We start from the raw sequence: 23,125 nt of genomic DNA, 5'->3' as shown, positions 1-23,125 counted from the left end.
CGGTCCCCGTCGGTACGCCCGCTGGTCAGACTTCCGTGACCCGGCCCTCCTCGACGTGCCAACGGCGGTCGAGTCGCACGGTCTCGAGCATGAGGCGGTCGTGCGTCACCAGGAGCAGCGTGCCGTCGTAGGCGTCGAGTGCCTGCTCGAGCTGCTCGATCGCGGGGAGGTCCAGGTGGTTCGTCGGCTCGTCGAGCACGAGCACGTTCACCCCGCGGGCCTGGAGGAGCGCCAGACCGGCGCGCGTCCGCTCACCCGGCGACAACTCCCCCGCGGCGCGACCGACGTGGTCGGCCTTCAACCCGAACTTGGCCAGGAGGGTCCGCACCTCGGCGGTGGACATCTCGGGCACGAGCCCCTCGAACACCTCGGCGAGCGCCGTGGCGCCCGTGAACCGCCTGCGCGCCTGGTCGATCTCACCGACGGCCACGTTCGACCCGGTGGACGCCGTGCCGGAGGTCGGCTCCTGCCCGCCGAGGAGTGCCCGCAACAGCGTGGACTTGCCTGCGCCGTTCGGACCCGTGATCCCGATGCGGTCGCGCGCGGCCACCTGGAGCGAGACCGGACCGAGCGTGAAGTCGCCCTGCACGTACGTCGCCTCGGACAGCGTCGCGACCACCGACGACGACCGCGGCGCCGTGCCGATGGTGAACTCGAGCTGCCACTCCTTGCGGGGCTCCTCGACCTCGTCGAGCCGGGCGATCCGTGACTCCATCTGGCGGACCTTCTGCCCCTGCTTCTCGCTCGACTCCGCCGACGCCTTCCGGCGGAGCTTGTCGTTGTCGGGGCTCTTCCGCATGGCGTTCCGCACGCCCTGGCTCGTCCACTCGCGCTGCGTGCGCGCGCGGGCCACGAGGTCTGCCTTCGTCGCCGCGTACTCCTCGTAGGCGTCCCGCTTGTGCTGCCGGGCGAGCGCGCGCTCCTCGAGGTACGCGTCGTACCCGCCGCCGAACAGCCGGTGCGACGACTGGGCCAGGTCGAGCTCGAGCACGGCCGTGACCGAGCGCGCCAGGAACTCCCGGTCGTGGCTCACCAGGACGACACCGCCGCGCAGGCCCCGGACGAACTCCTCGAGCCGGGCCAGGCCGTCGAGGTCGAGGTCGTTCGTCGGCTCGTCGAGCAGCACCACGTCGAACCGCGACAGCAGGAGCGCCGCGAGGCCCACCCGTGCCGCCTGGCCTCCGGACAGCGACGTCATCGCCGAGTCGACCGTGAGCGAGCCGTGGCCCGTGTCGACGTCGAGTCCGAGATCCGCGAGGACGACCGGGATGCGCTCGTCGAGGTCCGCCGCACCGGAGGCGAGCCACCGTTCGAGCGCGACCGCGTAGTCGTCACCAGCAGCGTCACCGGCGGTGGGCTCGGCGAGCGCCGCGGCTGCATCGTCCATCGCCGCGGTCGCCGCCGCACATCCGGTGCGTCGCGCGAGGTACCCGCCGATCGTCTCGCCCTCGACGCGCTCGTGCTCCTGCGGCAGCCAGCCGACGAACGCGTCCTTCGGCGACAGCGCGACCGACCCCGCCAGGGGTTCGTCGACCCCGGCGAGCAGGCGGAGCAGCGTCGACTTGCCGGCCCCGTTCACGCCGACGACGCCGATGACGTCACCGGGCGCGACGGTCAGGTCGAGCGAGTCGAAGAGGGTGCGAGCGGCGTGCCCACCGGCGAGGTCCTTGGCGACGAGCGTGGCGGTCATCTGCTCATGCTCCCACCCGGGGGAACGCGATCGTGGCGCTCCCCCGGGTGTGGTGCAGTGCGGTGCGGGCCCGGTGCCGCAGCGCTGGTGCCGCTACTTCGCGGTGGCCGCGGCGAAGGTCGCGTAGGACGCCTTCTTCTGGTGCGACGACGTGTACAGCCCGAAGTCGCCGTCCACCCCACCGTCCTGCCAGTCGTACAGGAAGACCGGGCCGACCTGCGGGTACTTCGCGGCGACCTGGAACAGTCCCGTGATCGTCTGCTGCTGCTGCGCGACCGTGTACGTCGGGTATCCGCCGTCCGGGCCGGTGGGCATCCCGCTCTCGGTCCACCAGATCCGCATGCTGGCGTCCTGTTGCTGCTTCATGAGCGCCAGCAGGTCCGGCAGGACGGACAGCATGTTGTAGCCGCCGTCCGCGGCCGTCGGCATCGCCGGGTACGTGTACGGGTGCAGGTTCACGGCGTCGAAGGACCCGTGTCCGCCCTGCTTGTACAGCTGCCGGATGAAGTCGATGGGGTTGTAGTTGTTCCCCTGGGCGACGCTCCCGGGTGCCTGCTTGCCGTAGGGCGCCATGCCCGCCATGAGAACCACGGCGCTCGGATCGGCCGCGTGGATGATCGGGTGGACGGTCTTGAGGAGCCCCACGTACGCGGTCGGGTTCGCCTTCCCACCCCACTGGGCGCCGAGGTTGACCTCGTTGCCGACCTCGAAGTGGTGCACGCCCATCGACGCCAGACGCTTGACCGACGACGTCAGCCAGCCGTTCTTCGCCGTGAACCCGGCCGACTCGGGCATGGTCGTCGTGCCGTCCCCGAGGACCACGGTGACGTCGAGTCCGGCCTTGCGAGCCTGCTGGATGGTCTGGTCGCTGGCGCCGCCGTGGGCGCTGACCGACCCGGCGTAGTTGTAGTCGAGCCGCACCCACTGCACGCCCACGGACCGCATGTCGGTGAACACCGACAGCGCTCCGCTCGCGGACATGCGGTTGATGGTGCTCTCGTACACGCCGCCGGGCGAGACGCCCTTGCCGTGCTCGGCAGTCGACACTGCGGCCGTCGTGACCACGTTCGGCGAGGGCGTGCCCGCCGTCGTGGAACGCGCGACGTCGATGGCCGCCCGGACGGTGCCCGTGGAGGCCGTTCCGGTCCGGATCGCGCCGGGTGCGGTGTGGGATGTCACCGATCGGCCGGCGCCACTGGCCGGCGTCGGCGCACTGGTGTTCGTCGCGCATCCGGTCAGCGCGATCGATGCGATGACGGCCGTGGTGAGGGCCGACACGATCCCGCGCGTCCGTACGCGACTCCCGGGTTCCGCGGCGCGCCCTGATGCGCGCCGCTGGAAGCCGTGGCTGGTGTCCTGCTTCGAGTTCCTGATCTCCATGGGCTCGTCCCCTCCCTGAAAGGTCGTGAGCGGAGGGAACGGTAACGGTTTTTCGTCCCCCCGATGCACGGCGTTTCTCCAGGTTCAGAAGCCCGGAGTGACGCGACCTGTGGAGCTCGCCGCGCCGTTTCGGGGTACGTCACGCGTTCGGGGGGCACCTGGACCTGAGTGAACTCGCAGATGCATTCAGGTTCGGACACGCCGTCAAGACGGTCGCAGGCGGGTCCTGACCAGCTCGTACACGAGCAGGAACGTCGTGAGCACCGGACGTTCCCCCCAGACGAAGTCACGAGCCGGGCGCAGACGACCGGCGAGCTCGGGCGCCTGCCGGATCAGGTAGCGGCGCGCTCGCCGCGCGTGGAACGTGTTCGAGGCGAACCGGATCGTGTCCGCGGTCCGCAGCAGGTCCACCGTGTTCCGGACGTTCTCCCACGTCGTCCGCGACTCCTCCTCGAGCACCACCCGATCGGCGGGGAAGCCCCGGCGCACGGCGTCCTCCGCCATCACGGAGGCCTCCGACCGCACGCCCCGCGTCGGGCCGCCTGTGAACACGAGGCGTCCGTGGTCGGAGACACTGCGGAGCGCGATCCCGGTCCGCCAGCGCTGCACCACGTTCGTCCGTCCGCGGGGACTCGACCGGTACCCGAGCACCACCACGAGTTCGGCGCCGTCGTCCGGACCGTCCGCGGTCAGGTCGCGCGATGCGAACCAGGTGAGGGCCTCCGCGACGGCGAGCCCGCCCGTGACGATCGCGGCGAGGCCGACGACGAACCCGAGGGGAGCGCGCGCTGTCACGGCACCCATGGTCGCATCGGCCACGGCCGCCACCGCCACCGCGTCCGGCGCATCCGTCGCGTCCAGCGCATCCGTCGCGTCCAGGCGCGGAGCAGCGCGCGACGCGGTTGGATGATCGAAGCGGCGACACCGCGTCGCGCAGCCGAGGGGCAGGAGCGCGGCATGCAGGACGACGAGCAGCGTGCGTTCCGACCGGAACCGGCCGCGGTGGCACCGCAGCGCCGGACCGCCGACGGTCTCGCGTTCCCCGCGATCGGGCTCGGCAGCCTGGAGGCCCGGGGCAGCGACGGCGTCGCAGCCGTCACCTCCGCACTCGGGCTGGGTTACCGCCTGCTCGACACTGCGTTCATCTACGACAACGAGGGCACGGTCGGGCGCGCGCTCCGCACCGCTCCGGTGCCCCGCGATGACGTCGTCTTCTCGACGAAGCTGCCGGGGCGTGCCCACAGCGCCGACCTCGCGCTGCAGTACGTCGAGGAGAGCCTGTTCCGCAGTGGCCTCGACCACCTCGACCTCGTGCTCATCCACTGGCCGAACCCGCGGGTCGGGCTCTACACGGAAGCCTGGCGCGCCCTCGTCGAGGCGCGGGAGCGCGGGCTCACCCGGATGATCGGCGTGTCCAACTTCCTGCCGGACCACCTCGACCGCCTGATCGACGAGACGGGGGTGGCGCCGGCCGTCAACCAGATCGAGGTGCATCCGTACTTCCCGCAGCTCGACCTGCAGGCCGAGAACGCCCGGCGTGGGATCCTCACCGAGGGTTGGTCTCCGCTCGGCCGCGGTACCGACCTGCTCGAGCACCCGGTGGTACGGCGCATCGCCGAGGCGCACGCGGTCTCCCCCGCGCAGATCGTCCTCGCCTGGTCGGTCACGCTCGGCGTGATCCCGCTCCCCCGGGCGGCCGACCCGTCATGGCAGGCGGAGAACCTCGACGTCTTCGCGATCCAGCTGAGCGAGGACGAGGTCGCTGCGCTGTCCGGGCTCGCCCGCCCCGACGGCCGGGTCAGCGGGCAGGACCCCCGGACGCACGAGGAGTTCTGAGGGGCTCCGAGTTCCCGGGCATGCCGGCAGTCGTTCGGACGGCCCTGTCAGCGTCGCCGATCGCGCTCACCCGGCTGTCGCGGTCCGAGAGGAACCGGGGCGGGTGCCGCGAGCGCTGGCGGATCGCGGCGGGTTCTTGCGCACGTGCGCGCACCTTCCCCAACACGGCACCGGGCGCCTGGTAGGTGAGGCCACTGCGGCTGGAGACCACGCCGTCTGCCAGATCCGTCATGCGAGCGCTCCCCGATGATCGGTCGCCCAGCGTCGCCAGCAGTTGGAACTGAACGGAGCTGAGCTTCCCGGCGTCGCGCAGCTGCTGCTCGATCGAGTGTCGCAGCAGGCTGCTCACCTCGATCAGCGCGAAGTACGCGTCGAGTTGCCGGATCGATGCGAGGGGCGCGTTCTCCATGCCGTGATCCTATTTGCTTCAGCTTCGAAGCAGTGCTACCGTTCTGGCATCGCTTCGAATCCGAAGCAAACGATTCGCAAAGTACAGGAGCGCGCTCATGGCACTCGAGTTGGATCCCGAAGTCGCAATCGCAATGGCTCCGATGGGGCAAGCGATGGCGTCGATGACCCTGCCCGCCGTCGGAGACGTCGAGGGACGGCGGATGATGTGGGAACCGATCCTGGCAGCCGCCAGCGACGCGGTCCCGGCCTCGCCCGACGTCACCGTGACCGAACGGACGATCCCGACGGCGGACGGCGCGACCATCACCGCGCGCTGGTACGTGAAGGAGGGTGCCGAGCCCGGTCCCGCCGCGATCTTCTTCCACGGTGGGGGCTACATCTTCGGGCACATCGAGCAGTTCGACGGCCCCGTCGCCCGGTACGCGTCGCTCAGCGGGGTGTCGATGCTGTCCGTCGAGTACCGACGCGCCCCCGAGCACCCCTACCCGACCCCCCTGGAGGACGGCTACGCAGCGCTCACCTGGTTGCACACCCACGCGGACGAGCTCGGCGTGGACGTCGACCGGATCGGCGTCATGGGTGACAGCGCCGGCGGTGGATTGGCGGCTGCGGTGTCGATCCTCAGCCGCGACCGGCGCGGGCCGGCCATCGCACAGCAGATCCTGCTGATGCCGATGCTCGACGACCGGACGACCACCCCGGATCCGCACATCGAACCGTTCCTGATCTGGTCGTACGACGACAGCCGCACCGCCTGGCCCGCGCTGCTCGGTGACCGTGCCGGCGGCCCGGATGTCCCGGCGACCGCTGCGCCCGCACGTCTCGACGACCATGCAGGGCTGCCGCCCGCCTACATCGAAGTCGGTCAACTCGACGTCTTCCGCGACGAGGACACTGCCTACGCGACCGCCCTGAGCCGCGCCGGTGTTTCGGTGGAGCTGCACCTGCGCCCCGGCGTTCCGCACGAATTCGACTCGATCGCGCCCGATGCCGACGTGTCCGGCCGTGCGCTCGCCGACCGGATCCGCGTCCTCTCCTCTCTCTGACCCCCCCCGACGGCGGTCCCCGCTGTCCCGGAACAACCAACCCATCCGGCGTTGACCGACGACGCCATCTCTGATCGGAGCATCATGACCAGTTCTCGAACCCCCTTCGCCGTCATCGGCGCGACAGGCAACCAGGGATCAGCAGCGGTGGACGAGCTGCTCGCCGCCGGAGCCCCGGTGCGCGCCCTCGTCCGCCATCCGGACGCCGATGCCGCCTCCGCCCTCCGAGACCGCGGTGTCGAGGTCGTCGCCGCGGACCAGGAGGACCGCGATGCGCTCGAGCGCGCCCTCGCCGGCACGGCAGGACTCTTCTTCTTCACCACCTTCGAAGGCCCCGACGGCACCGAAGGGGAGGCCCGTCGCGGGATCACGGTCGCCGACGCCGCCGCCCGTGCCGGCGTCCCACGGGTCGTGTACTCGTCGGTCGGTGGCGCCGAGCGCGGGACCGGCGTCCCCCACTTCGAGAGCAAGCGTCGCGTCGAGGAGCGCCTGGAACAGCTGGACGTGCCGGCGACCTTCGTACGACCGGCCTTCTTCATGGAGAACCTGCTCCAACAGCTGCCGACGAGCGACGCCGACGACTTCGTGCTGCGGTTCCCGATGCCGGCCGACCTGCCGATGCAGATGATCGCCGTCCGTGACGTCGGCCGCACGGCGGCGCGATTGCTGCTCGACCCGGACCTGCTGGCCGGCTCGGCCATCGAGATCGCCGGCGACGAACCCACGATGGACCAGGTCGCCGCCACCATCGGCGAGGTCTACGGCATCGAAGCGCGGTTCGAGGCGCTCCCGGTGGAGGTCCTCGCCTCCGACGCGGACATGCACGCCATGTTCAGTTGGTTCGCGACCTCGCCGTCATACCTGGCCGATCGACCCGGGACGCGGAAGATCGTCCCCGAGGCTGCCGACCTGCGAGGCTGGCTCGAGACGCAGCGCCGTCGCCCACAGGACCCGGCAGCGGCGTGACCGATCCGGCTCCCGCTGTGTCCGCGAGGCGCAGCGGGAGCCGGGCGGCCCCGCGGCGGACCCGAGGTCCTCCATGTCGTCGACGGCGACCAGAGCCGCTCCTGGCCAGGGCCACATGCGCACCTGCCTAGGCTCGAGGGATGTCCGCCTATCCTCGCACTCTCAGTCCCACTTCTCACGAGCACCTCGGATCCCACGTCGTGCCGAGCGTGGAGGTGGCGTTCCCGAAGTGGACTGGTGCCCCCATCGCCGACGCGTACGGGAGGAAGCCGGTCGTGAGCCGGCGGATCGAGCCGATGTTCGTGGAACTCGCGGTCGCCTCCATGGCGACCGCGTACGGGTGGGACGCCCGGTGGCTCGACGAGCTCCGGCACGACAGCCACGATGACCGTCCCCAGATGATGTCGTGCTGGGACCCGAGGCTGGGCCGGCACGACCAGATCCAGGACCCCGTCTCCCATGCACCGTCCAGGGCAGCGCTCGAACGCATCGCCGAGCAGCGGGGCAGCTGGGCCGGCGCCTGGTCGGTCGCTGCGGGCCATGAGGGCGACGTCGTGTTCTACCAGACGGTCCGTGGACGCACAGCACCGACAGCGAGTCAGATCGCCTGGCTCGATGCGGCCGTGGCAGCAGGAATGTCCCCTGACCAGTTCGTCGTCGCTCGCTGGCGCCTCCACTGACACTCGGATCGGCCGACCTGCTTCCGCCGCAGCGGAGCCGGCGACTGGTCCACGGCCGCGGTGGGCGCCTCCCGGTCGGATCGTGCGGGGGCCGGACTCGTACCCCGGGGAAGGCCGACTCGCATGTCGGTCGCGTATCGTCGCTACCAAGCGCGACTGCGTGAACTCTGCTGCACCGGTTGAAGGACCGATCCTGACGGAAGGCTGGTCCTTTGACGACCACCGATCCGATCGCCGCGGGTTACACCCGCACCCGCCCCAGCTCCGGCGGCCGTTCCGGCACGTCGACGTACTCCGCGCTCCTCGCGCAGGTGAAGGACCACCACCTGCTCCGACGCCGAACCGGCTTCTACTGGTCGCTGTTCGGCAGCTTGGCCGGCACGCTCACCCTTGCATGGGTCGCGTTCGCGTTCCTCGGTGACTCCTGGTTCCAGCTCATCGTCGCCGCCGCACTCGGCGTGATCTTCACGCAGTTCGCGTTCCTGTCCCACGAGGCCGCGCACCGCCAGATCTTCACCTCACAACGGTGGAACGACCGCGCCGGCCGCTACATCGGCACCTTCCTGGTGGGGCTGAGCTACTCCTGGTGGATGAACAAGCACACCCGGCACCACGGGAACCCGAACACGGTCGGCAAGGACCCGGACATCGCGCCGGACACCATCCGGTTCCTCCCGGAGGACGCTGCCGAGGTGCGGGGGCCCCTGCGGTGGCTGATGCGGGTGCAGGGCTACGCGTTCTTCCCGCTGCTCGCCTTCGAGGGCATCAACCTCCACTGGCTCGCGGTGCGCTCAGTCGCCACCGGCAAGGACACCAAAGCGGACGTTCGGCACCGTTGGCTCGAGGCGGGACTCCTCGCGGTCCGGTTCGGTCTCTACCTCACGGCCGTGTTCTGGTTCCTGCCCTTCGGCATGGCGTGCGCGTTCCTCGGCGTCCAGCTCGCCGTCTTCGGGATCATGATGGGCGCCTCGTTCGCGCCCAACCACAAGGGGATGCCCACCATCGCTCACGATGCGAAAGTCGACTTCTTCTCGCGACAGGTGCGGACCTCCCGGAACATCCGCGGCGGCTGGTGGGTGTCGTTCCTCATGGGCGGCCTCAACTACCAGGTCGAGCACCACCTCTTCCCGAGCATGCCGCGGCCGGCGCTCAAGCAGGCCCGTCTGCTCGTCCGCGACCACTGTGCGACGCTCGACGTGCCCTACACCGAGACCACGCTCCTCCGCAGCTACGGCATCGTCGTCCGCTACCTCAACCGCGTCGGTCTCTCCGCGCGCGACCCGTTCGCATGCCCCATGGTCGCGGAACTCCGCATCCATTGACCACACCAGCCTCGGCCGGCCGATCCGCGTGATCCCGGTCGAGGTCCCTCCGGACCACTTGCATCCCGTGCCCGGCTCGACCATCCGAGATCAGGCCGGCACGACATGTCCACAGGCACCGTGAAATGGTTCGACAACACCAAGGGCTACGGCTTCATCACCCCCGACGACGGCACCGATGACGTCTTCGCCCACTTCTCCAGCATCGTCCCGGCCGGCGGAGAACGCGTCCTGAACGACCACCAGCGCGTGCAGTACGACCTCGGTCCAGGGAAGAAGGGACACAACAAAGGGCCCCAGGCCGAGAACATCCGCCCGCTCCGTTGACGCCCAGCGCCGTACGCGCATGACGAGCCCTGCGGACACCGGACGAAGCGCACGGACGGAATACGTCATCGCTCTCGGCCATGGCCCCCGATCTGGGTTCCCTGCGAGGCCTCTCAGGCTCGGTTCGGCTCGTTATCGTGAGGAGTGGGCCGGCAACACCACCGGGCCGGATCACCGCATTTCGATCAGGAGAGATGACGATGACGTCGCTCGCAGCACTTCGACCGACGACCGCGAAGGTCGTCACGGAATCAGCGACGGGACTGGACCCCGATCGCGTCCTCGTGTTCGGGGACGCGCTGTTCCCGCCCGGCAGCGCCCTCGACCAGGGCGCGCGCATCACGGCGGATGCGCTCGCCGCGATGACCGGCCGCGGGGCTGACGTCACGGCCGTGTCGTGGTCGGCCTGGTCCGGTGAGCCGCTCGCGGCTGCAGCGAACACGCTGCGGTGCGTCAACTACGACGTCGTCGTCGTCACCCTCACGGACAGCGTGATCCACGGACGGACCTCCGCCGGGGCCGTGGCTGAGGCCGCGGCAGACCTCCTCGAGCAGGTGGACCGGTTCCGGCAGCGACTGCTGCCGACGACCGAGGTGATCGTGGTGCTCGCCCACCGCGAGGACCAGTCGGACCTCGCCGCAGCCCTGCAGGCGGGACGGGACGAGGTCGTCATCCTGGCCGTGGACAGCACGACGATGAACGGGTTGCCCCGGGTGCTCGAGGTGTCCAGGGCGCTCCTCGCACATCAGCGCGCCACTGCGCGGAGCCCGCAGTGGCACCGCGACGCGCCTCAGCCCTGCCAGGAGCGGTACGAGGCGGTGGACCAGCTCGGCATCCTCGACACGGCTCGGGAGGCCCGGTTCGACCGCATCGTCGACAGCATGGCGCGGGTCTTCCGCACCGAGGGTGCGGCGATCACCTTCATCCCGGAGAACCGGCAGTGGACCAAGGCCGGCCGGTGGTTCCCGGTCGGCAGCAGTCCTCTGCAGAACTCGTTCTGCAGGACGACGGTGCTCGGCTCCGGCCCGCTCGTCGTCGGGGACGCCTGGCAGGCGAAGCGGCCGCTGCCGCGGAACGACGTGCGGTTCTACGCCGGGTACCCACTCGAGACGCTCGACGGCACGCGTGTGGGCGCCGTGTGCGTGTTCGACCCGAAGCCGCGGGACGAGGCTTCCGTCGAACTCGATCTGCTCCGTGACTACGCGGTCCGCGTCCGGCGCGAGCTCTACCGACGGTGACGCGCTGCTGCTCCCGGCCCGCGTGCGCGTGGTCTCCGGCATGGCCCTCCGGGCCATGTCAGCGCTGACTGATCCACGGGAGGCCTCTCGCCGAGCACAGTCGGCTCTCCCCCGCGGCGGGGGGAGCCGCAGCACGTCGCGCCTCGGGCGGCGGACGAGTGCTGCTGCTCGGCAGCTAGCCTCCGGATGATCCCGCTGGGGAGGCCCTTCCTCCCCGCACGAGATCGCGCACCGACGCGCAGAGGTGCGTGTCCACAGCCGTGGCGGCGGCTCTCACGACTGGAACTCGGCGTAGTCGTCCGGGTAGACGTCTCCCTGCGGCAGGGTCGTCGCCTTGGCCGGGTGGACGAGGGCTTCGATCTTTTCCCGCAGATAGGTGTCCGCGTCTGCGTTGTCGGGCTCGGGCACTGTGGTGGTCGAGGTCTCAGCCATGAGCGGTGCGCCTTCGCCGAGGAGGAACGTCGCTTCGACGTCGTCGCCATCGGAGCTCATCGCCTTGACGGTGACGGCGTCCGCGGTGCCGTCGGTGCCGAGGGCACTGGCGTACTCGAGGAGCAGATCTGCCGTGGTGTCGCCCAACAGGAGCGACTTGTCCGAGTACGTCACGTGCTTCATGAGTCGACCGTACGCGCCGGAGCATCTGCACTCGCACGCCGCTGCACGGCTCCTGGTGCACACCGATCCGGGCGCTCCGACAGGTCGAGCTGTCGCGGCCTCCATCGGGCTGCCCCGGGTAGCCACGTTTCCGGGTCCGAGCAGACCAGCGGCACCCCGGACACCGTCGCCTTCTCGGTGCTCCTCGAGAGCGGTGACGTCGCCCCAGCGGAGATCCTCCTCGGCCGAGCAAGCCAGGTCATGAACGTGCCAGAGCCCCGCGAACACGAAGGCATCGTCGACGAAGACCTCGTCCGGAGCCTCGAGCAGAAGACCCCCGCCCTCGGTCGTTCTCGGCCCGAGACGGAGAGCGGGGACGGCGTGCAGCAGGGCCATCCCGACGACTCCTGCAGCGTCGCGGACACGAGAACGTCATGGCCGCCGGGGCCCGGCCTCGGATATCGCGAGTAGGATAGCCCCAGGGCGCTTCGCAGGTTGCGGGCGGCCGCATCTTGTTCGCCAATGGGCGGCCCTGATGTCCAAATTGGATGAGGGCGCATCATGGGTAGCTTGACGTACGACCACTCGCTCAACGTCGAGTTCGACGACCGGCTCCTCGGGCATCTGCAGATCGTGATCGGCCTGAAGCTGCGCCGGAACGAAGCGTTCTACTTTTCTTGGAAAGACGACCGACGAGTCGGCGACGGCCGAACCACCATCTGGATCCATCCGACGATCCCGCTGGTGTTCAAGTTCTACGGTAGCCGGATGCCCGCTCTCAACCGGGAGTGGATAGCCGCCCTGGAGCTCTCCTCGAACACAGCGCAAGGGCTTCAGGTCCTCGAGGAACCGCGCTCACCGGCGACCGGGAACGGCGACAACTGACCATGAAGCGGATCAACATCACCTACGGCGGTATCGACTACAGCGTGACTGACGCGGACCTCGACGAGGTCAAGGCGACGCTGCTCGCTGCGGTCCGGGCGGAAGCCCCGACATGGATGCGCGTGAACCACGGCGAAGGCTCATACCGGCAGACCGAACTTCTGATCGAGCCCGGTGTCAGCATCGCCATCACCGGTATCGACGCGGACTGACGCGCTCGCGGCCCCGCCTCAGCACGAGCCTCACTGCCCACCACCGAACGGCCTGGTCGTCAGCCCAGCGTGCCGGTGGTGTCGAACGTCAGCCCGAGCGCCGTTGCAAGCTCCCTGCCGAACACTTCTGCTTCTGCGGGCGTGTCAACGCGGAGCAGCGGTGTCCTGCCGACCGACAAGAGCCATTGCGCTCCGGTGGACCGGGCAGTGACCGCGTTCCGCCTCACCATGGCCACGCCGTCCCCTCGATGTCGAGCAGACCGCACCTGTCGGCTCCTGGCACCCACGAGCCACCCAGCCTCTCTGCAAGCGCCGAGGAGCGGAGCCGCGGGCTGACACGGTAGGTGTGCAGGCGAACCGATCGCTGCGGGAGATGCCGTTCCCGAGTCAGCGTTGGAAGATGGAAATCGGCGGCACGATCGACTCGATACAAGGTCAGCTCCTACGGATTCGTGAGACACAGCGAGCCAAGGTCACGAGTGCTCGGAGCGGCTGACGGGGACTGAGCCAGCACTTGAAGCGTAAGGACGGCCCCGTCCCGAACAGGAGGGTTTACGAAACGCTCATCATGAGGTATACGTCTGCACGGCGCCGTGCGCCGTCGCCTGCTGCGAATCGTTCCATCGGGCCGATCGGACGGGCAGACCGGCCCTGCAACGCTCGTGCCGAACCTGCAGCAGACCCTCGTGCCCTGGGTCGAGCTTGCCGGACAGCTCGAAAGCACAGGCAGCCGCCGAAACGAGAAAGAAGCCCACCGAGATCCTCGGTGGGCTTCTTCTTGTGAGCCGGTTCTTCAGACGATTTTCACGTTGGCCCCTTGGTCGGGCTGACAGGATTTGAACCTGCGACCCCTTGACCCCCAGTCAAGTGCGCTACCAAGCTGCGCCACAGCCCGAGAGCCCGACGAGCGGACTCTGGTGCCGCTCCGACCAGAGCGACCCGACAAGCATAGCGGACCCGCGCCTCCCGGCCGCGCACGCCAGCCAGCGGGCGCTCGGCGGGCCAGACCGCCGGGGAGGACCGTCCTCAGCCGCGGAGGAACGCCGCAGCTCTCGCGCCCCACCCCCGGATCGTGTCCGGCGTCTCAGCGACCTCGAGCGTGGCGGACGGCAGCAGCTCGGCGAGCCGTTCGGCCGTGCTCACCGGATGCCCAGAGTCCGTCGCCCACGGCAGCAGCAGCGTCTCGTGTCCGATCGTGGCGACGGCGTCGGCATCGGGGAAGTCCGACCCGGCGGCGCCGCGGAACACCGACGGCAGCAAGTCCGCAGGCACATCGGGGTCGCGATCGAACGCCCACCCGCCCTGCTCCAGGATCGGCACCGGCGGAGCTGCCGCCATGGCACGGCGCCACCCGTCCATCCCCTCGCGTTCGACGAGGTCGGCACCCGCCCGGTACAGGTTCCCCTGGTTGGCCCGTGTCTCCCACGCCGTCGGCGGGATGTTGAGCACGAGGCGACGGAACCGTTCTGGGCGTCGCGTGGCTGCCCAGATGATCGTCGCCGTGCCCATCGACGCACCAATGGCATCAACTGGTGCATCCGGCGACACGGCGTCCGCGAGCGCCAGCAGGTCGTCGGCGAGCGCCGCCCATTGGTAGTCGGACGGCTGCGCGCGACCGGTGGAGACCCCGTGGCGGCGAGCGTCGTACCGGACGAGGCGGGCGTCCGCGGCGACCGCGGACCAGTCGAACACGCCCTCGGCGTCCTCCGCCGCCCGGCTGGCGCCGAGGCCGTGCGCGACGATGACGACGCGGTCACCGGCGCCCGAGACGTCGTACGCGAGCCGGGAGCCGGGGATGTCGAGGTGTCGATCGCTCATGCCACCACGGTAGGACGAGTCCGCGACGAGCGCGGTGCCTCCCGACGGATCCTGTGGACTCCGGTGGAGACTGGAGCGCATGTGGACGGGGACCCTGGAGTTCGACCTGCTGCTCGGTGATGTGCACTCCCTCAAGGAGAAGCGTGCGGTCGTCCGTCCCATCGTCGCGGAGCTCCGCCGCCGGTTCGCCGTGAGCGCTGCGGAGACCGACCATCTCGACCTGCACCGCCGCGCGGGCGTCGGGCTGGCGGCCGTGGCTGCCTCCGCCGGGCACGTCGTCGAGGTACTCGACGCGGCCGAGCAGTGGATGGCCGAGCGGCCGGAGGTCGACCTGCTGTCGGCACGACGCCGCCTGATCAGCTCCGAGGACTGATCCCACAGAGCGCCTACCCGCCTCGTTGTCCACAGGATGGCCGGGAGGCCCAGGTGTTGTCGGCCCCGCCTGTCACCATGGAGTGGTGACCAGCGATCCCGCCACCGTCGTGGCCCCGTCCGAAGCCCTCCGCGCCGAGGCGCTCGAGGCGCTGCACGCCCTGACCGGGCGGCAGGACGCCGTGTTCCACGACGGCCAGCTCGAGGCGATCAGTGCGCTCGTCGAACACCGGCAGCGTGCGCTCGTGGTGCAGCGCACCGGATGGGGTAAATCGGCGGTCTACTTCCTCGCCACGTTGTTGCTGCGTCGCCGCGGCGCCGGTCCGACCGTCCTCGTCTCGCCACTGCTGGCGCTCATGCGGGATCAGGTGGCGGCCGCGGCACGGGCCGGCGTTCGAGCGATGGCGATCAACTCGGCGAACGCGCACGAGTGGGGCGACATCACCGCCGCGCTCCGCGCCGACGAGGTCGACGTGCTCCTCGTCTCCCCCGAACGCCTCAACAACCCGCGCTTCCGAGACGAACAGCTCCCGACCCTGGTCGAACGGCTCGGCCTGCTCGTCGTCGACGAGGCCCATTGCATCTCCGACTGGGGTCACGACTTCCGCCCCGACTACCGGCGTCTCGCCGACCTGATCCGAGCCCTGCCGGACGGGGTTCCCGTCCTCGCGACGACCGCGACCGCGAATGCCCGGGTGGTGGCCGACGTCGAGGAACAGCTCACGGTCACGCCGGACGCACCGGTGTTCACGATCCGGGGTTCGCTCGCGCGGGCCTCGCTGCGTCTCGGTGTGCTGGACCTCCCGGACGCGCGTGCTCGCCTCGGTTGGCTCATCGCGCACCTGCAGGACCTGCCGGGCAGCGGGATCATCTACACGCTGACGGTGTCGGCGGCCGAGGACATCGCTCGCCTCCTCCGCGAGGCCGGCCATGCCGTCCGGGCCTACACCGGTCGCACCGACGCCGAGGAACGCGCGCAGCTCGAGCAGCAGCTGAAGGACAACGAACTCCGCGCCCTCGTCGCCACGAGCGCCCTCGGGATGGGGTTCGACAAGCCGGACCTGGGGTTCGTCGTCCACGTCGGGGCGCCGTCCTCGCCGGTCGCGTACTACCAGCAGATCGGGCGTGCAGGTCGGGCCACCCCGAACGCCGACGTCTTGCTGCTCCCCGGTCGCGAGGACCGCGAGATCTGGCAGTACTTCGCGAACGCCTCGATGCCGTCCGAGGACCGTGCGAACGCCGTGCTCCGGCAACTCGAGCGGGATCGGGCGTTCTCGACGGTGGCGCTCGAAGGCCTCGTCGACATCAAGCGATCGACGCTCGAGCTGTTGCTCAAGGTCTTGGACGTCGACGGCGCGGTCCGCCGCGTGTCCGGCGGCTGGGTCGCCACGGGTGAACCGTGGCAGTACGACGCCGAGCGATACGCACGAGTCGCGCAGGCGCGCATCGCCGAGCAGGAGTCGATGATCCGGTACGAGCACGCGACGACGTGCCGGATGCAGATGCTGCAGCAGGACCTCGACGACCCGACGGCGGAACCCTGCGGCCGCTGCGACATCTGCGCCGGCGCGTGGTACCCGACCGATGTGGCTGAAGCCGCCTCGTCCGAGGCAGCTCGCACGCTCGACCAGGTCGGCGTCGAGATCCCGCCGCGACTCCAGTGGCCGTCCGGGATGGACCGGCTCCACGTCCCCGTCAAGGGCAAGATCACTCCAGCCGAACAGGTCGTGACTGGCCGGGCCGTCGCACGCCTCACCGACCTCGGCTGGGGCGGCCCGCTCCGCGCGCTGTTCGCGCCGGACAGCGCCGACACCCCGATCAGCGCGGAGCTCATGCAGGGCTGCGTCCGCGCGCTGCGCGACTGGCCCTGGGAGGCCCGACCCACCGGTGTCGTCGCGCTTCCGTCACGGACGCGACCGCTCCTGGTCGCTTCGCTCGCGGGGGAGCTCGCGCGGATCGGCAAGCTGCGGTTCCTCGGGACTCTCGAGCGGACGGGCGGCACCATGCGCGCGGACGGCGCGACGAACAGTGCGTATCGACTCGCCGGCATCTGGGACAGCGTGCGCGTCGGACCCGACCTCGGAGCCGCGCTCGAGGAACACCACGGGCCGGTGTTGCTCGTCGACGACCTCGTGGACAGCCGGTGGACCATGACCGTCGCCGGACGCGTGCTGCGGCAGGCCGGAGTCGAGCAGGTCCTGCCCTTCGCACTCGCTGTGGTGGCCTGACCGACCACCCGGAACGCCAGCGCGGACGGATCCAGCGCGAGCCGCATCAGCTCCGGCTGCCTCAGCTCCGTTCCCGTCGACTCCTGGTCCGCGGCGCGGGCTTCGGGAACGCGGCGCGCATGTGGTCCGACGTCAAGAAGTCACCGATCCCGATCATGAGCAGCGAGAACAGGATCTGCTCGACGACCATCCAGAACGGGTACAGGCCGGGGATCGCGGCGATGACGAGCGTGACGACGGGGAAGATCCTGCTGAACAGCCGCAGCCGTGAGTACGCCCACTAGTACCCGAGCTGCGCCCGCCACGCGAACACGGAGAGGGTCAGGGTGATCAGGAGCACAACGGTCGCCCGGAACCACACTGCCCATGGAACAGCGACGCCGGCCCGTGTGAGCACGACCGCGATGACGATGGCGGTGAGCCCCACGAGCGTCTCCGTCACGAGGAGCCAACGGATCCATCGGAACGCGCGCACCGTCCGCGGATGCCGCCGCATGTCCTCACGGATCACGTACCCGGCCTGACGCCCACCGGCGAGGCGGTCGAGGCGCAACCGGCACCACGCCCTGTCCGCGAGCGCTGCGAGTCCGTGCAGACCGTTGCGCTGGCCGTGGCCGAGTGCACCGCCGTGCGACGCCTGCGTCATCCTCGTTCTGCCCTCCGGGTCGATCCCGAGCATCAATGGTGCCGCATCGGTCGCTGAGAGAACGGTTCACACGGGTGGTCGAGCGACCGGCGACGCGAGCCAAGCGTCCGCACGACCCCAGCACGACGACCGGCCGCACGGCACGGCACGGCACGGCACGGCACGGCACGTCACGGCAGCGATGCATCAGTAGGAGTCGCCAGGCAGCACACCCCCCGGCAGCACGACGCACCGCGAGAACGAGTCGATCCAGATCGCCGTCGGGTCCGAATCCGGCCCGGGTCCGATCAGGTACTGCTCGTCGTGGGGCAGGGTCAAGGTGACCCCGCGATCACCGGCAGCGTCCGTTCGTATCGACACGACGCCGTCTCCCGCCTCGACGAGCGCCCGCCGGATCATCTCGACCGCAGGCCGGACCTGATCGGCGTCATGCAGGTACACCCACGTCCGGCCCGTCCAGGATTGTCGGCCGTCGGCGCAGCCCAGGAATGAGCCCTCGTCCAGCGACCGCGTGCGGTCGACGAGTTCGGCGGGGACGAGATCGGCGATCTGGTGCTCCCGGCGCTGCACGCCGGCCTTGACCTCAGCGATGGTCGGTTCGCCCGGGGTCCTGGTCGGCGTGGGTGGCGAGGGTGGTTGGATCACGGCGCAGCCTCCGAGTGCGGTCAGTACGGCGATCGCGCAGACGGTACCGGCGAACGGGTTCGTCAGCGGACCGGTCAACGCAGCACCTGCCGGTCGAGGTCCTGGAGGAGCGGGCGGTTGGCCGGCGCGTTCGACGCAACCAGCGAATGGTTGCTCGTGAGGGCACCGAGCTCTGCTTCGACCCTCGCCGCGAGCCCGGGTGTGCGATCCGCGGCGTCGTCAGCGGGGCTGCGGTAGTACGGACCGTGCTCGAACGCCGGCTCGTGCCGCGGGTTGACACCCTGCCAGACGGCATCGAGCACGGGCGCCTGGAGCACCTGCAGGACGTCGTTGTACGAGTAGTCGAAGTACTCGGTGGCCGGGTCCGCGCGCCAGTCCAGCGGCATCCCCGCCCCGGAGAGCGAGACGACGGCGTCGTACCGGCTTCCGGCGACCTCGGACGCGGCGACGTTCGCCAGGCCCCAGCTGTGTCCGATCGCCGTCGACCGGGCAGCGGCGAAGACTGGGTCGGACTCAACGCCGCGGGTGAACGACGCCAACTGTCGGCCACTGCGGAGCGCGAAGGCCGTGTCGTTGGCCTCGATCACGAAGCCCTTCGCGGTCGTTGTCCCGTCGGGCTCCACGACTCCGGGGAATCGGCCGTCCTTGTAAACGAACACGACCGCGTCCTCCTGGTGTCGCCTCGACAGGTATGCGGGCACCTGCCGCACTCCCCCGCCGTACATGGCGTCGAGGTTGGTGAAGGTCCCGGGCACGTAGGTGATCACGTGCCTCGTCGCCGGGCTCGGCGTCCCGAGGACCTCGATGATGCGGCTGTGGTCGATGTCCAGCAGGTACGTCCGTCGGCGTCCGGCCGCGACGAGTGCCAGGTACGCGCGTTCCGCGTCGAGCTGGGCGATGCGCTGTCGGAGGTCCCCCTCGCCGCGGCGGCCACGCGCGACGAGGGCGGCACGCTCATGGTCCAACCGACGGATGCGGCGCACCGCCACGTGCCGGTTCGCGGCGACGCGCGCCTCCACCGGGACCCCGTCGAGCGACCCGAAGAACGACGGCAGTGCTGCGAGCAGCGCCGACTGGACGGCCGTGGTGCCATCACTGGCGCCCATGCTGTCCCAGCGGTGCCTGACCGCGTCGGCGCTGCCGGAGAAGGCAGCCCGCACGAGCGCACGGTGCGCGTCTGCGTAGGACCTCACCTGCTCAGGCGTCATCGCGGCGAGCAAGGCGACGAGGTCCGTGGCCGATGCCGCCACGCCTGCGCGCCGGAGCACCGCGTTCGCATCGTCGGCGTCGTGCAGCGCCTCGACGAAGGCGCCGTCGAGGCGACGTCTCCGGACGCGGAGGTCCTCAAGCGCCGATTCCACGTCTGCGCGCTCCCGTTCGGCGAGCGCCGCCGTGTCCTCGGCACGAGCGCGCTGCTGACGGAGGCCCGCGAGGTCCCCGGGTTCACCCCCACCGAGTGCCGTGACGCGGTGGAACTGGTCGTCGAGGTCCAGGAGCCATGTCCGCTCGGACCCGATGGTCGCCTCGGCCTCGGCGAGCTGACGGAGGGCTTCGCGCTGTTCCTCCTGGATCGCAGCGACGCCGTCCGCGTACCGGGCGAGCGCCGTTTCGTGGAACTGGAGACCGGCCTCCAGGACGAGTGCCGAGGCCAGGACGGACGGCACGGTCGCGGCGAAGGCGTCCGCGGCCGACCCCGCCCATGCGGTGTGGTCGAACTCGGTTGCCGAGCGGACGGCGCGGACCGCAGCCGAGGTGGCACGCAGGACCGCATCACGGTTGCGCGCCAACGATCGGAGCTGACCTGGGTCTCCCGCGCCCGGGTCGTCGTCGGTCATCGCGCCGCGACGGCCAACAGCCCGTCGCATTCCGCCATCCGGTCAGCGGTGGTCCGCGCAAAGGCACCGAGGTGGTGGAGGTCGTCGGCACACGCGCGGGATCGCGCCACCTGTCGAGCGACCACGTCGTCGAGTTCCGCGACCACGTCGGCTCGCCCGACCGCGTCGTCGTGCGGGCCGAGCATGCGCGGGTCGATCAGCACGCGGTCCGCGGCCTCGTCCAGCGTGCGTGCGAGCGCCTCCAGTTCCGCGCGGCTGATGCGGAGTTCGTCCGTCGTCGATCCCGCCATGGTCCCCCCTCGTCCCGTCGCCCAGGTCTGCTGTGCTGCCGGGCCGGTGACAGACCCGGCAGCACCCGCGGGGCCCCCGTCCCGCTCCCTCAGGCTAGCCGACCGATCAACTGATATTTGACCAACGGCTGCGAGGAGATCGAGCAGGCGGGGCAGCCGAGGACGCCCGCGGGCATCGAGGAGGGGGTGCCGTCGTGACGACGGCACCCCCCCTCGATGTTCCGGACCTACGGCCGCTTCCGCCGCTCGCGCACGCGCATGTTGACCGTGATCGGGGTCCCCTCGAAGCCCCAGACCTCACGGAGGCGTCGGGTGATGAAGCGCCGGTACTGCGGGTCCAGGAACCCGGTGGTGAACAGGACGAATGTCGGGGGTCGCGAGGACGCTTGCGTCCCGAACAGGATCCGCGGCTGCTTGCCGCCGCGGACGGGGTGGGGGTGTTCTTGGACGAGTTCCGCGATGAAGGCGTTGACCTTCCCGGTGGGGATGCGCGTGTCCCACGAGTCGAGCGCGACCGTCAGCGCGGGCACCAGCTTCTCGAGGTGCCGACCGGTCCGAGCCGAGATGTTGACGCGCGGCGCCCAGGCCACGTGTGCCAGGTCCTGCTCGATCTCACGCTCCAGGTACCGCCGGCGGTCGTCATCGAGCAGGTCCCACTTGTTGAACGCGAGCACGAGCGCGCGGCCGGACTCGAGGACGAGGTCGATGATCCGCAGGTCCTGCACCGAGATCGGCTCGGTCACGTCGAGGATGACGACCGCGACCTCGGCCTTCTCGAGCGCCGCCGTGGTGCGGAGCGACGCGTAGAAGTCGGCGCCCTGCTGCATGTGCACCCGCTTGCGGATGCCCGCCGTGTCGACGAAGCGCCAGACCCGGCCGCCCAGCTCGATCTGCTCGTCGACGGGATCGCGCGTCGTCCCGGCGAGGTCGTTCACCACCACCCGTTCCTCGCCCGCGGCCTTGTTGAGCAGCGAGCTCTTGCCGACGTTCGGTCGGCCGAGGATTGCGACGCGACGGGGGCCGCCCACCTCTTGCTTGGCGACCGCGGAGGTGTCGGGCAGCGTCGTCACGACGAGGTCCAGCAGGTCGGCGACGCCGCGACCGTGCAGGGCCGACACCGGGTGCGGTTCGCCGAGGCCCAGGTTCCACAGCTCGTGGACGTCGAGCTCGCGGCGCTCGTCGTCGACCTTGTTCGCGGCGACGATGACCGGCCTGTCGGTTCCCCGGAGCATCCGCACGACGTGCTCGTCCGTCGCGGTCGCGCCGACGGTGGCGTCCACGACGAACAGGACCGCGTCCGCCAAGTCCACGGCGACCTCGGCCTGCGCCGCCACGGACGCGTTGATGCCCGTGGCGTCGGGCTCCCACCCGCCGGTGTCGACGAGCGTGAAGCGCTTGCCGTTCCATTCCGCTTTGTAGGAGACCCGGTCGCGCGTCACACCCGGGACGTCCTGGACGACTGCTTCGCGGCGGCCGAGGATCCGGTTGACCAGCGCCGACTTGCCGACGTTCGGACGTCCCACGATCGCGAGCACCGGCAGGGCCGGCAGATAGGTCTGACCGTCCTCACCGAGTTCGGCGCCGTCGAGGAGCTCGATGTCCTCCTCGTCGAGGTCGTAGTCCTCGAGTCCAGCCCGGAGCGCGTTCGCCCGCTGTTCCGCGTCGGCGTCGTCGAGCTGGTCGAGCCGCTCGCCGAGCGCGCGGTCGTACTCGGGGAACGAGTCCCCGCCGGAGGAGTCGGCGACGTCGTCGCTCAGGTCGTCGAGATGCGCCATGTGTCAGTCCTGTGGGGTGGTGGCCGTTCGGGCCAGATCGACCACCGCCTGCACGGTCTGGTCGAAGTCGAGATCGGTGGAGTCGACGGTGGTGACACCGTCCGCGGCGTTCATGAAGTCGACGACCCGAGCATCGGCCTGGTCACGTCGCGCCAGGGCACGGGCCGTCTCCTCGGGTGTCTGCGTCGTCACCTCAGCAGAACGTCGGGCCATTCTAACCGACTCGTCCGCCGTCAGCAGGATCCGCACCTCGGCGTCCGGCGCGACGACGGTCGTGATGTCGCGCCCCTCGGTGATGATCCCCGGCGCGTCCGCACGGCGCATCACGTCGCGGAACAACTGCACGAGCTTGGCCCGGACGGCCGGGAGCTTGGCGATGTGCGCCACCGCAGCGGTCACCTCGGGTGTCCGGATCGCCTCGGTGACGTCCGTGTCGCCCACGCGGACGAAGTAGTCGTCGGGGTCGGTGCCGATCTGGTAGCGGAACGTGTCCCAGGACGCCACGACGGCTGCCGGGTCGTCCAGGTCGACGCCGTACCGGAGCGCGTGCCACGCGAGCGCCCGGTAGGCGGCTCCCGTGTCCTGGTAGTCGAAGCCCAGCACCCGCGCCGCCGCCCGCGACACGCTCGACTTGCCGCTCCCCGCCGGACCGTCCACGGCGACCACGAACTTCGCGACGTACGCGCCCTGCGGCAGACCCGCGGGCAGGGGGTCCCGCATCGAGCCCGGCTCGCCGGCCGGACCGTCCGGAGCGCCGCCGAGCACGTCACTGATCCCGCCACCGGGAGCACCGCCGCCCGGTGTCGCCGGACCGGGCGCACCACCCGGAGTCGGGAGGCCGGCGTCGGGGCCGTCCGGACCACCGGTCACGCCGCTGTCGCCGAGCGCCGTGTCGCCCATCGCCGCGGTGTCCGTCCCGTCGATGCCCA

General features: G+C 70.4%; 25 protein-coding genes and 1 tRNA gene. 13 read left to right on the top strand and 13 right to left on the bottom strand.

Annotation, left to right across the window (positions count from 1 at the left end):
* Positions 1-25: 25 nt before the first annotated feature.
* Together DEI93_RS04955 and DEI93_RS04950 are read right to left on the bottom strand one after the other, a co-directional pair.
* A complete protein-coding gene (locus tag DEI93_RS04955) occupies positions 26-1,690 on the bottom strand; it encodes an ABC-F family ATP-binding cassette domain-containing protein (RefSeq protein WP_111027408.1) in 1,665 nt (554 codons plus the stop codon).
* Between the two features lie 93 nt (positions 1,691-1,783).
* Positions 1,784-2,737 carry a hypothetical protein gene (locus tag DEI93_RS04950; protein WP_146244109.1) on the bottom strand — a complete coding sequence of 318 codons (954 nt, stop codon included), beginning with the start codon at positions 2,735-2,737 and terminating at the stop codon, positions 1,784-1,786.
* Between the two features lie 10 nt (positions 2,738-2,747).
* On the opposite strand from DEI93_RS04950, the gene DEI93_RS04945 reads away from it, so the two are divergent.
* Positions 2,748-3,089 carry a hypothetical protein gene (locus tag DEI93_RS04945; RefSeq protein ID WP_111011342.1) on the top strand — a complete coding sequence of 114 codons (342 nt, stop codon included), beginning with the start codon at positions 2,748-2,750 and terminating at the stop codon, positions 3,087-3,089.
* 185 nt (positions 3,090-3,274) lie between these two features.
* On the opposite strand, the gene DEI93_RS04940 is transcribed toward DEI93_RS04945, so the two are convergent.
* Positions 3,275-3,865, bottom strand: a complete 591-nt coding sequence (locus tag DEI93_RS04940) for a YdcF family protein (protein WP_181435438.1) — start codon at positions 3,863-3,865, stop codon at positions 3,275-3,277.
* Positions 3,866-4,027: 162 nt separating this feature from the next.
* Here DEI93_RS04940 and DEI93_RS04935 point away from each other — a divergent pair, with 162 nt between their 5' ends.
* On the top strand, positions 4,028-4,906 hold the full coding sequence (locus tag DEI93_RS04935) for an aldo/keto reductase (RefSeq protein WP_111012891.1): 879 nt from the start codon (positions 4,028-4,030) through the stop codon (positions 4,904-4,906).
* On the opposite strand, the gene DEI93_RS04930 is transcribed toward DEI93_RS04935, so the two are convergent.
* Positions 4,869-5,315: a MarR family transcriptional regulator gene (locus tag DEI93_RS04930; RefSeq protein WP_258372330.1), complete on the bottom strand. Its 447-nt coding sequence runs from the start codon at positions 5,313-5,315 to the stop codon at positions 4,869-4,871. The two genes, DEI93_RS04935 and DEI93_RS04930, sit on opposite strands and share 38 nt — an antisense overlap.
* Positions 5,316-5,469: 154 nt before the next feature.
* On the opposite strand from DEI93_RS04930, the gene DEI93_RS04925 reads away from it, so the two are divergent.
* The 6 genes from DEI93_RS04925 to DEI93_RS04900 all read left to right on the top strand — a co-directional run bounded on the left by DEI93_RS04925 (position 5,470) and on the right by DEI93_RS04900 (position 10,896).
* Entirely contained in the window at positions 5,470-6,363 is an 894-nt protein-coding gene (locus DEI93_RS04925) for an alpha/beta hydrolase (RefSeq protein WP_220037911.1), read from the top strand.
* Positions 6,364-6,447: 84 nt separating this feature from the next.
* Positions 6,448-7,329, top strand: a complete 882-nt coding sequence (locus DEI93_RS04920) for an NmrA/HSCARG family protein (RefSeq protein ID WP_146244473.1) — start codon at positions 6,448-6,450, stop codon at positions 7,327-7,329.
* 200 nt (positions 7,330-7,529) lie between these two features.
* The gene (locus tag DEI93_RS04915) at positions 7,530-8,009 is read left to right on the top strand and encodes a hypothetical protein (protein WP_111012799.1); all 480 of its coding nucleotides are present in this window, start codon (positions 7,530-7,532) and stop codon (positions 8,007-8,009) included.
* Between the two features lie 212 nt (positions 8,010-8,221).
* On the top strand, positions 8,222-9,331 hold the full coding sequence (locus tag DEI93_RS04910; protein ID WP_111027413.1) for a fatty acid desaturase family protein: 1,110 nt from the start codon (positions 8,222-8,224) through the stop codon (positions 9,329-9,331).
* Positions 9,332-9,436: 105 nt separating this feature from the next.
* Positions 9,437-9,658, top strand: coding sequence for a cold-shock protein (locus DEI93_RS04905; protein ID WP_111027414.1), 222 nt, complete (start codon positions 9,437-9,439; stop codon positions 9,656-9,658).
* Positions 9,659-9,858: 200 nt separating this feature from the next.
* Positions 9,859-10,896, top strand: a complete 1,038-nt coding sequence (locus DEI93_RS04900) for a GAF domain-containing protein (RefSeq protein WP_146244474.1) — start codon at positions 9,859-9,861, stop codon at positions 10,894-10,896.
* A 273-nt stretch (positions 10,897-11,169) separates the two neighbouring features.
* Here DEI93_RS04900 and DEI93_RS04895 read toward each other — a convergent pair whose 3' ends face one another.
* On the bottom strand, positions 11,170-11,886 hold the full coding sequence (locus tag DEI93_RS04895) for a hypothetical protein (RefSeq protein ID WP_284158621.1): 717 nt from the start codon (positions 11,884-11,886) through the stop codon (positions 11,170-11,172).
* Positions 11,887-12,051: 165 nt separating this feature from the next.
* On the opposite strand from DEI93_RS04895, the gene DEI93_RS04890 reads away from it, so the two are divergent.
* Together DEI93_RS04890 and DEI93_RS04885 are read left to right on the top strand one after the other, a co-directional pair.
* The gene (locus DEI93_RS04890) at positions 12,052-12,375 is read left to right on the top strand and encodes a DUF7882 family protein (protein ID WP_111012803.1); all 324 of its coding nucleotides are present in this window, start codon (positions 12,052-12,054) and stop codon (positions 12,373-12,375) included.
* A gap of 2 nt (positions 12,376-12,377) precedes the next feature.
* Positions 12,378-12,587: a hypothetical protein gene (locus DEI93_RS04885; protein ID WP_111027418.1), complete on the top strand. Its 210-nt coding sequence runs from the start codon at positions 12,378-12,380 to the stop codon at positions 12,585-12,587.
* An 818-nt stretch (positions 12,588-13,405) separates the two neighbouring features.
* On the opposite strand, the gene DEI93_RS04880 is transcribed toward DEI93_RS04885, so the two are convergent.
* Both DEI93_RS04880 and DEI93_RS04875 read right to left on the bottom strand, forming a co-directional pair.
* Positions 13,406-13,482, bottom strand: a tRNA-Pro gene (locus DEI93_RS04880).
* Positions 13,483-13,613: 131 nt separating this feature from the next.
* Entirely contained in the window at positions 13,614-14,405 is a 792-nt protein-coding gene (locus tag DEI93_RS04875; RefSeq protein WP_111120528.1) for an alpha/beta fold hydrolase, read from the bottom strand.
* A 79-nt stretch (positions 14,406-14,484) separates the two neighbouring features.
* On the opposite strand from DEI93_RS04875, the gene DEI93_RS04870 reads away from it, so the two are divergent.
* From DEI93_RS04870 to DEI93_RS16465, 3 genes are all read left to right on the top strand, one after another.
* Positions 14,485-14,778 carry a DUF503 domain-containing protein gene (locus DEI93_RS04870; protein ID WP_111011354.1) on the top strand — a complete coding sequence of 98 codons (294 nt, stop codon included), beginning with the start codon at positions 14,485-14,487 and terminating at the stop codon, positions 14,776-14,778.
* An 82-nt stretch (positions 14,779-14,860) separates the two neighbouring features.
* Positions 14,861-17,005: a RecQ family ATP-dependent DNA helicase gene (locus DEI93_RS04865; protein WP_111120519.1), complete on the top strand. Its 2,145-nt coding sequence runs from the start codon at positions 14,861-14,863 to the stop codon at positions 17,003-17,005.
* Positions 17,006-17,124: 119 nt separating this feature from the next.
* Positions 17,125-17,289, top strand: a complete 165-nt coding sequence (locus DEI93_RS16465; RefSeq protein ID WP_349815073.1) for a hypothetical protein — start codon at positions 17,125-17,127, stop codon at positions 17,287-17,289.
* Here DEI93_RS16465 and DEI93_RS16460 read toward each other — a convergent pair.
* The 6 genes from DEI93_RS16460 to cmk all read right to left on the bottom strand — a co-directional run bounded on the left by DEI93_RS16460 (position 17,286) and on the right by cmk (position 22,916).
* A complete protein-coding gene (locus DEI93_RS16460; protein ID WP_349815072.1) occupies positions 17,286-17,651 on the bottom strand; it encodes a hypothetical protein in 366 nt (121 codons plus the stop codon). The two genes, DEI93_RS16465 and DEI93_RS16460, sit on opposite strands and share 4 nt — an antisense overlap.
* A gap of 186 nt (positions 17,652-17,837) precedes the next feature.
* Positions 17,838-18,296 carry a hypothetical protein gene (locus DEI93_RS04855; RefSeq protein ID WP_146244475.1) on the bottom strand — a complete coding sequence of 153 codons (459 nt, stop codon included), beginning with the start codon at positions 18,294-18,296 and terminating at the stop codon, positions 17,838-17,840.
* Between the two features lie 74 nt (positions 18,297-18,370).
* Positions 18,371-20,131 (bottom strand): coiled-coil domain-containing protein, encoded by a 1,761-nt coding sequence (locus DEI93_RS04850; protein ID WP_111120521.1) that lies wholly within the window; start codon positions 20,129-20,131, stop codon positions 18,371-18,373.
* On the bottom strand, positions 20,128-20,421 hold the full coding sequence (locus DEI93_RS04845; RefSeq protein WP_111012816.1) for a hypothetical protein: 294 nt from the start codon (positions 20,419-20,421) through the stop codon (positions 20,128-20,130). The genes DEI93_RS04850 and DEI93_RS04845 overlap by 4 nt, the downstream gene beginning before the upstream one ends.
* 227 nt (positions 20,422-20,648) lie before the next feature.
* Complete coding sequence (gene der, locus DEI93_RS04840; protein ID WP_111011359.1) at positions 20,649-22,196, bottom strand: ribosome biogenesis GTPase Der; 1,548 nt, start codon at positions 22,194-22,196, stop codon at positions 20,649-20,651.
* Between the two features lie 3 nt (positions 22,197-22,199).
* Positions 22,200-22,916 (bottom strand): (d)CMP kinase, encoded by a 717-nt coding sequence (cmk, locus tag DEI93_RS04835; RefSeq protein ID WP_111120529.1) that lies wholly within the window; start codon positions 22,914-22,916, stop codon positions 22,200-22,202.
* Positions 22,917-23,125: the final 209 nt, after the last annotated feature.

The sequence above is a fragment of the Curtobacterium sp. MCBD17_035 genome, assembly GCF_003234815.2.
In the GTDB taxonomy this organism is placed as follows: domain Bacteria; phylum Actinomycetota; class Actinomycetes; order Actinomycetales; family Microbacteriaceae; genus Curtobacterium.
This window is presented reverse-complemented; position numbering and strand designations above follow the sequence as displayed.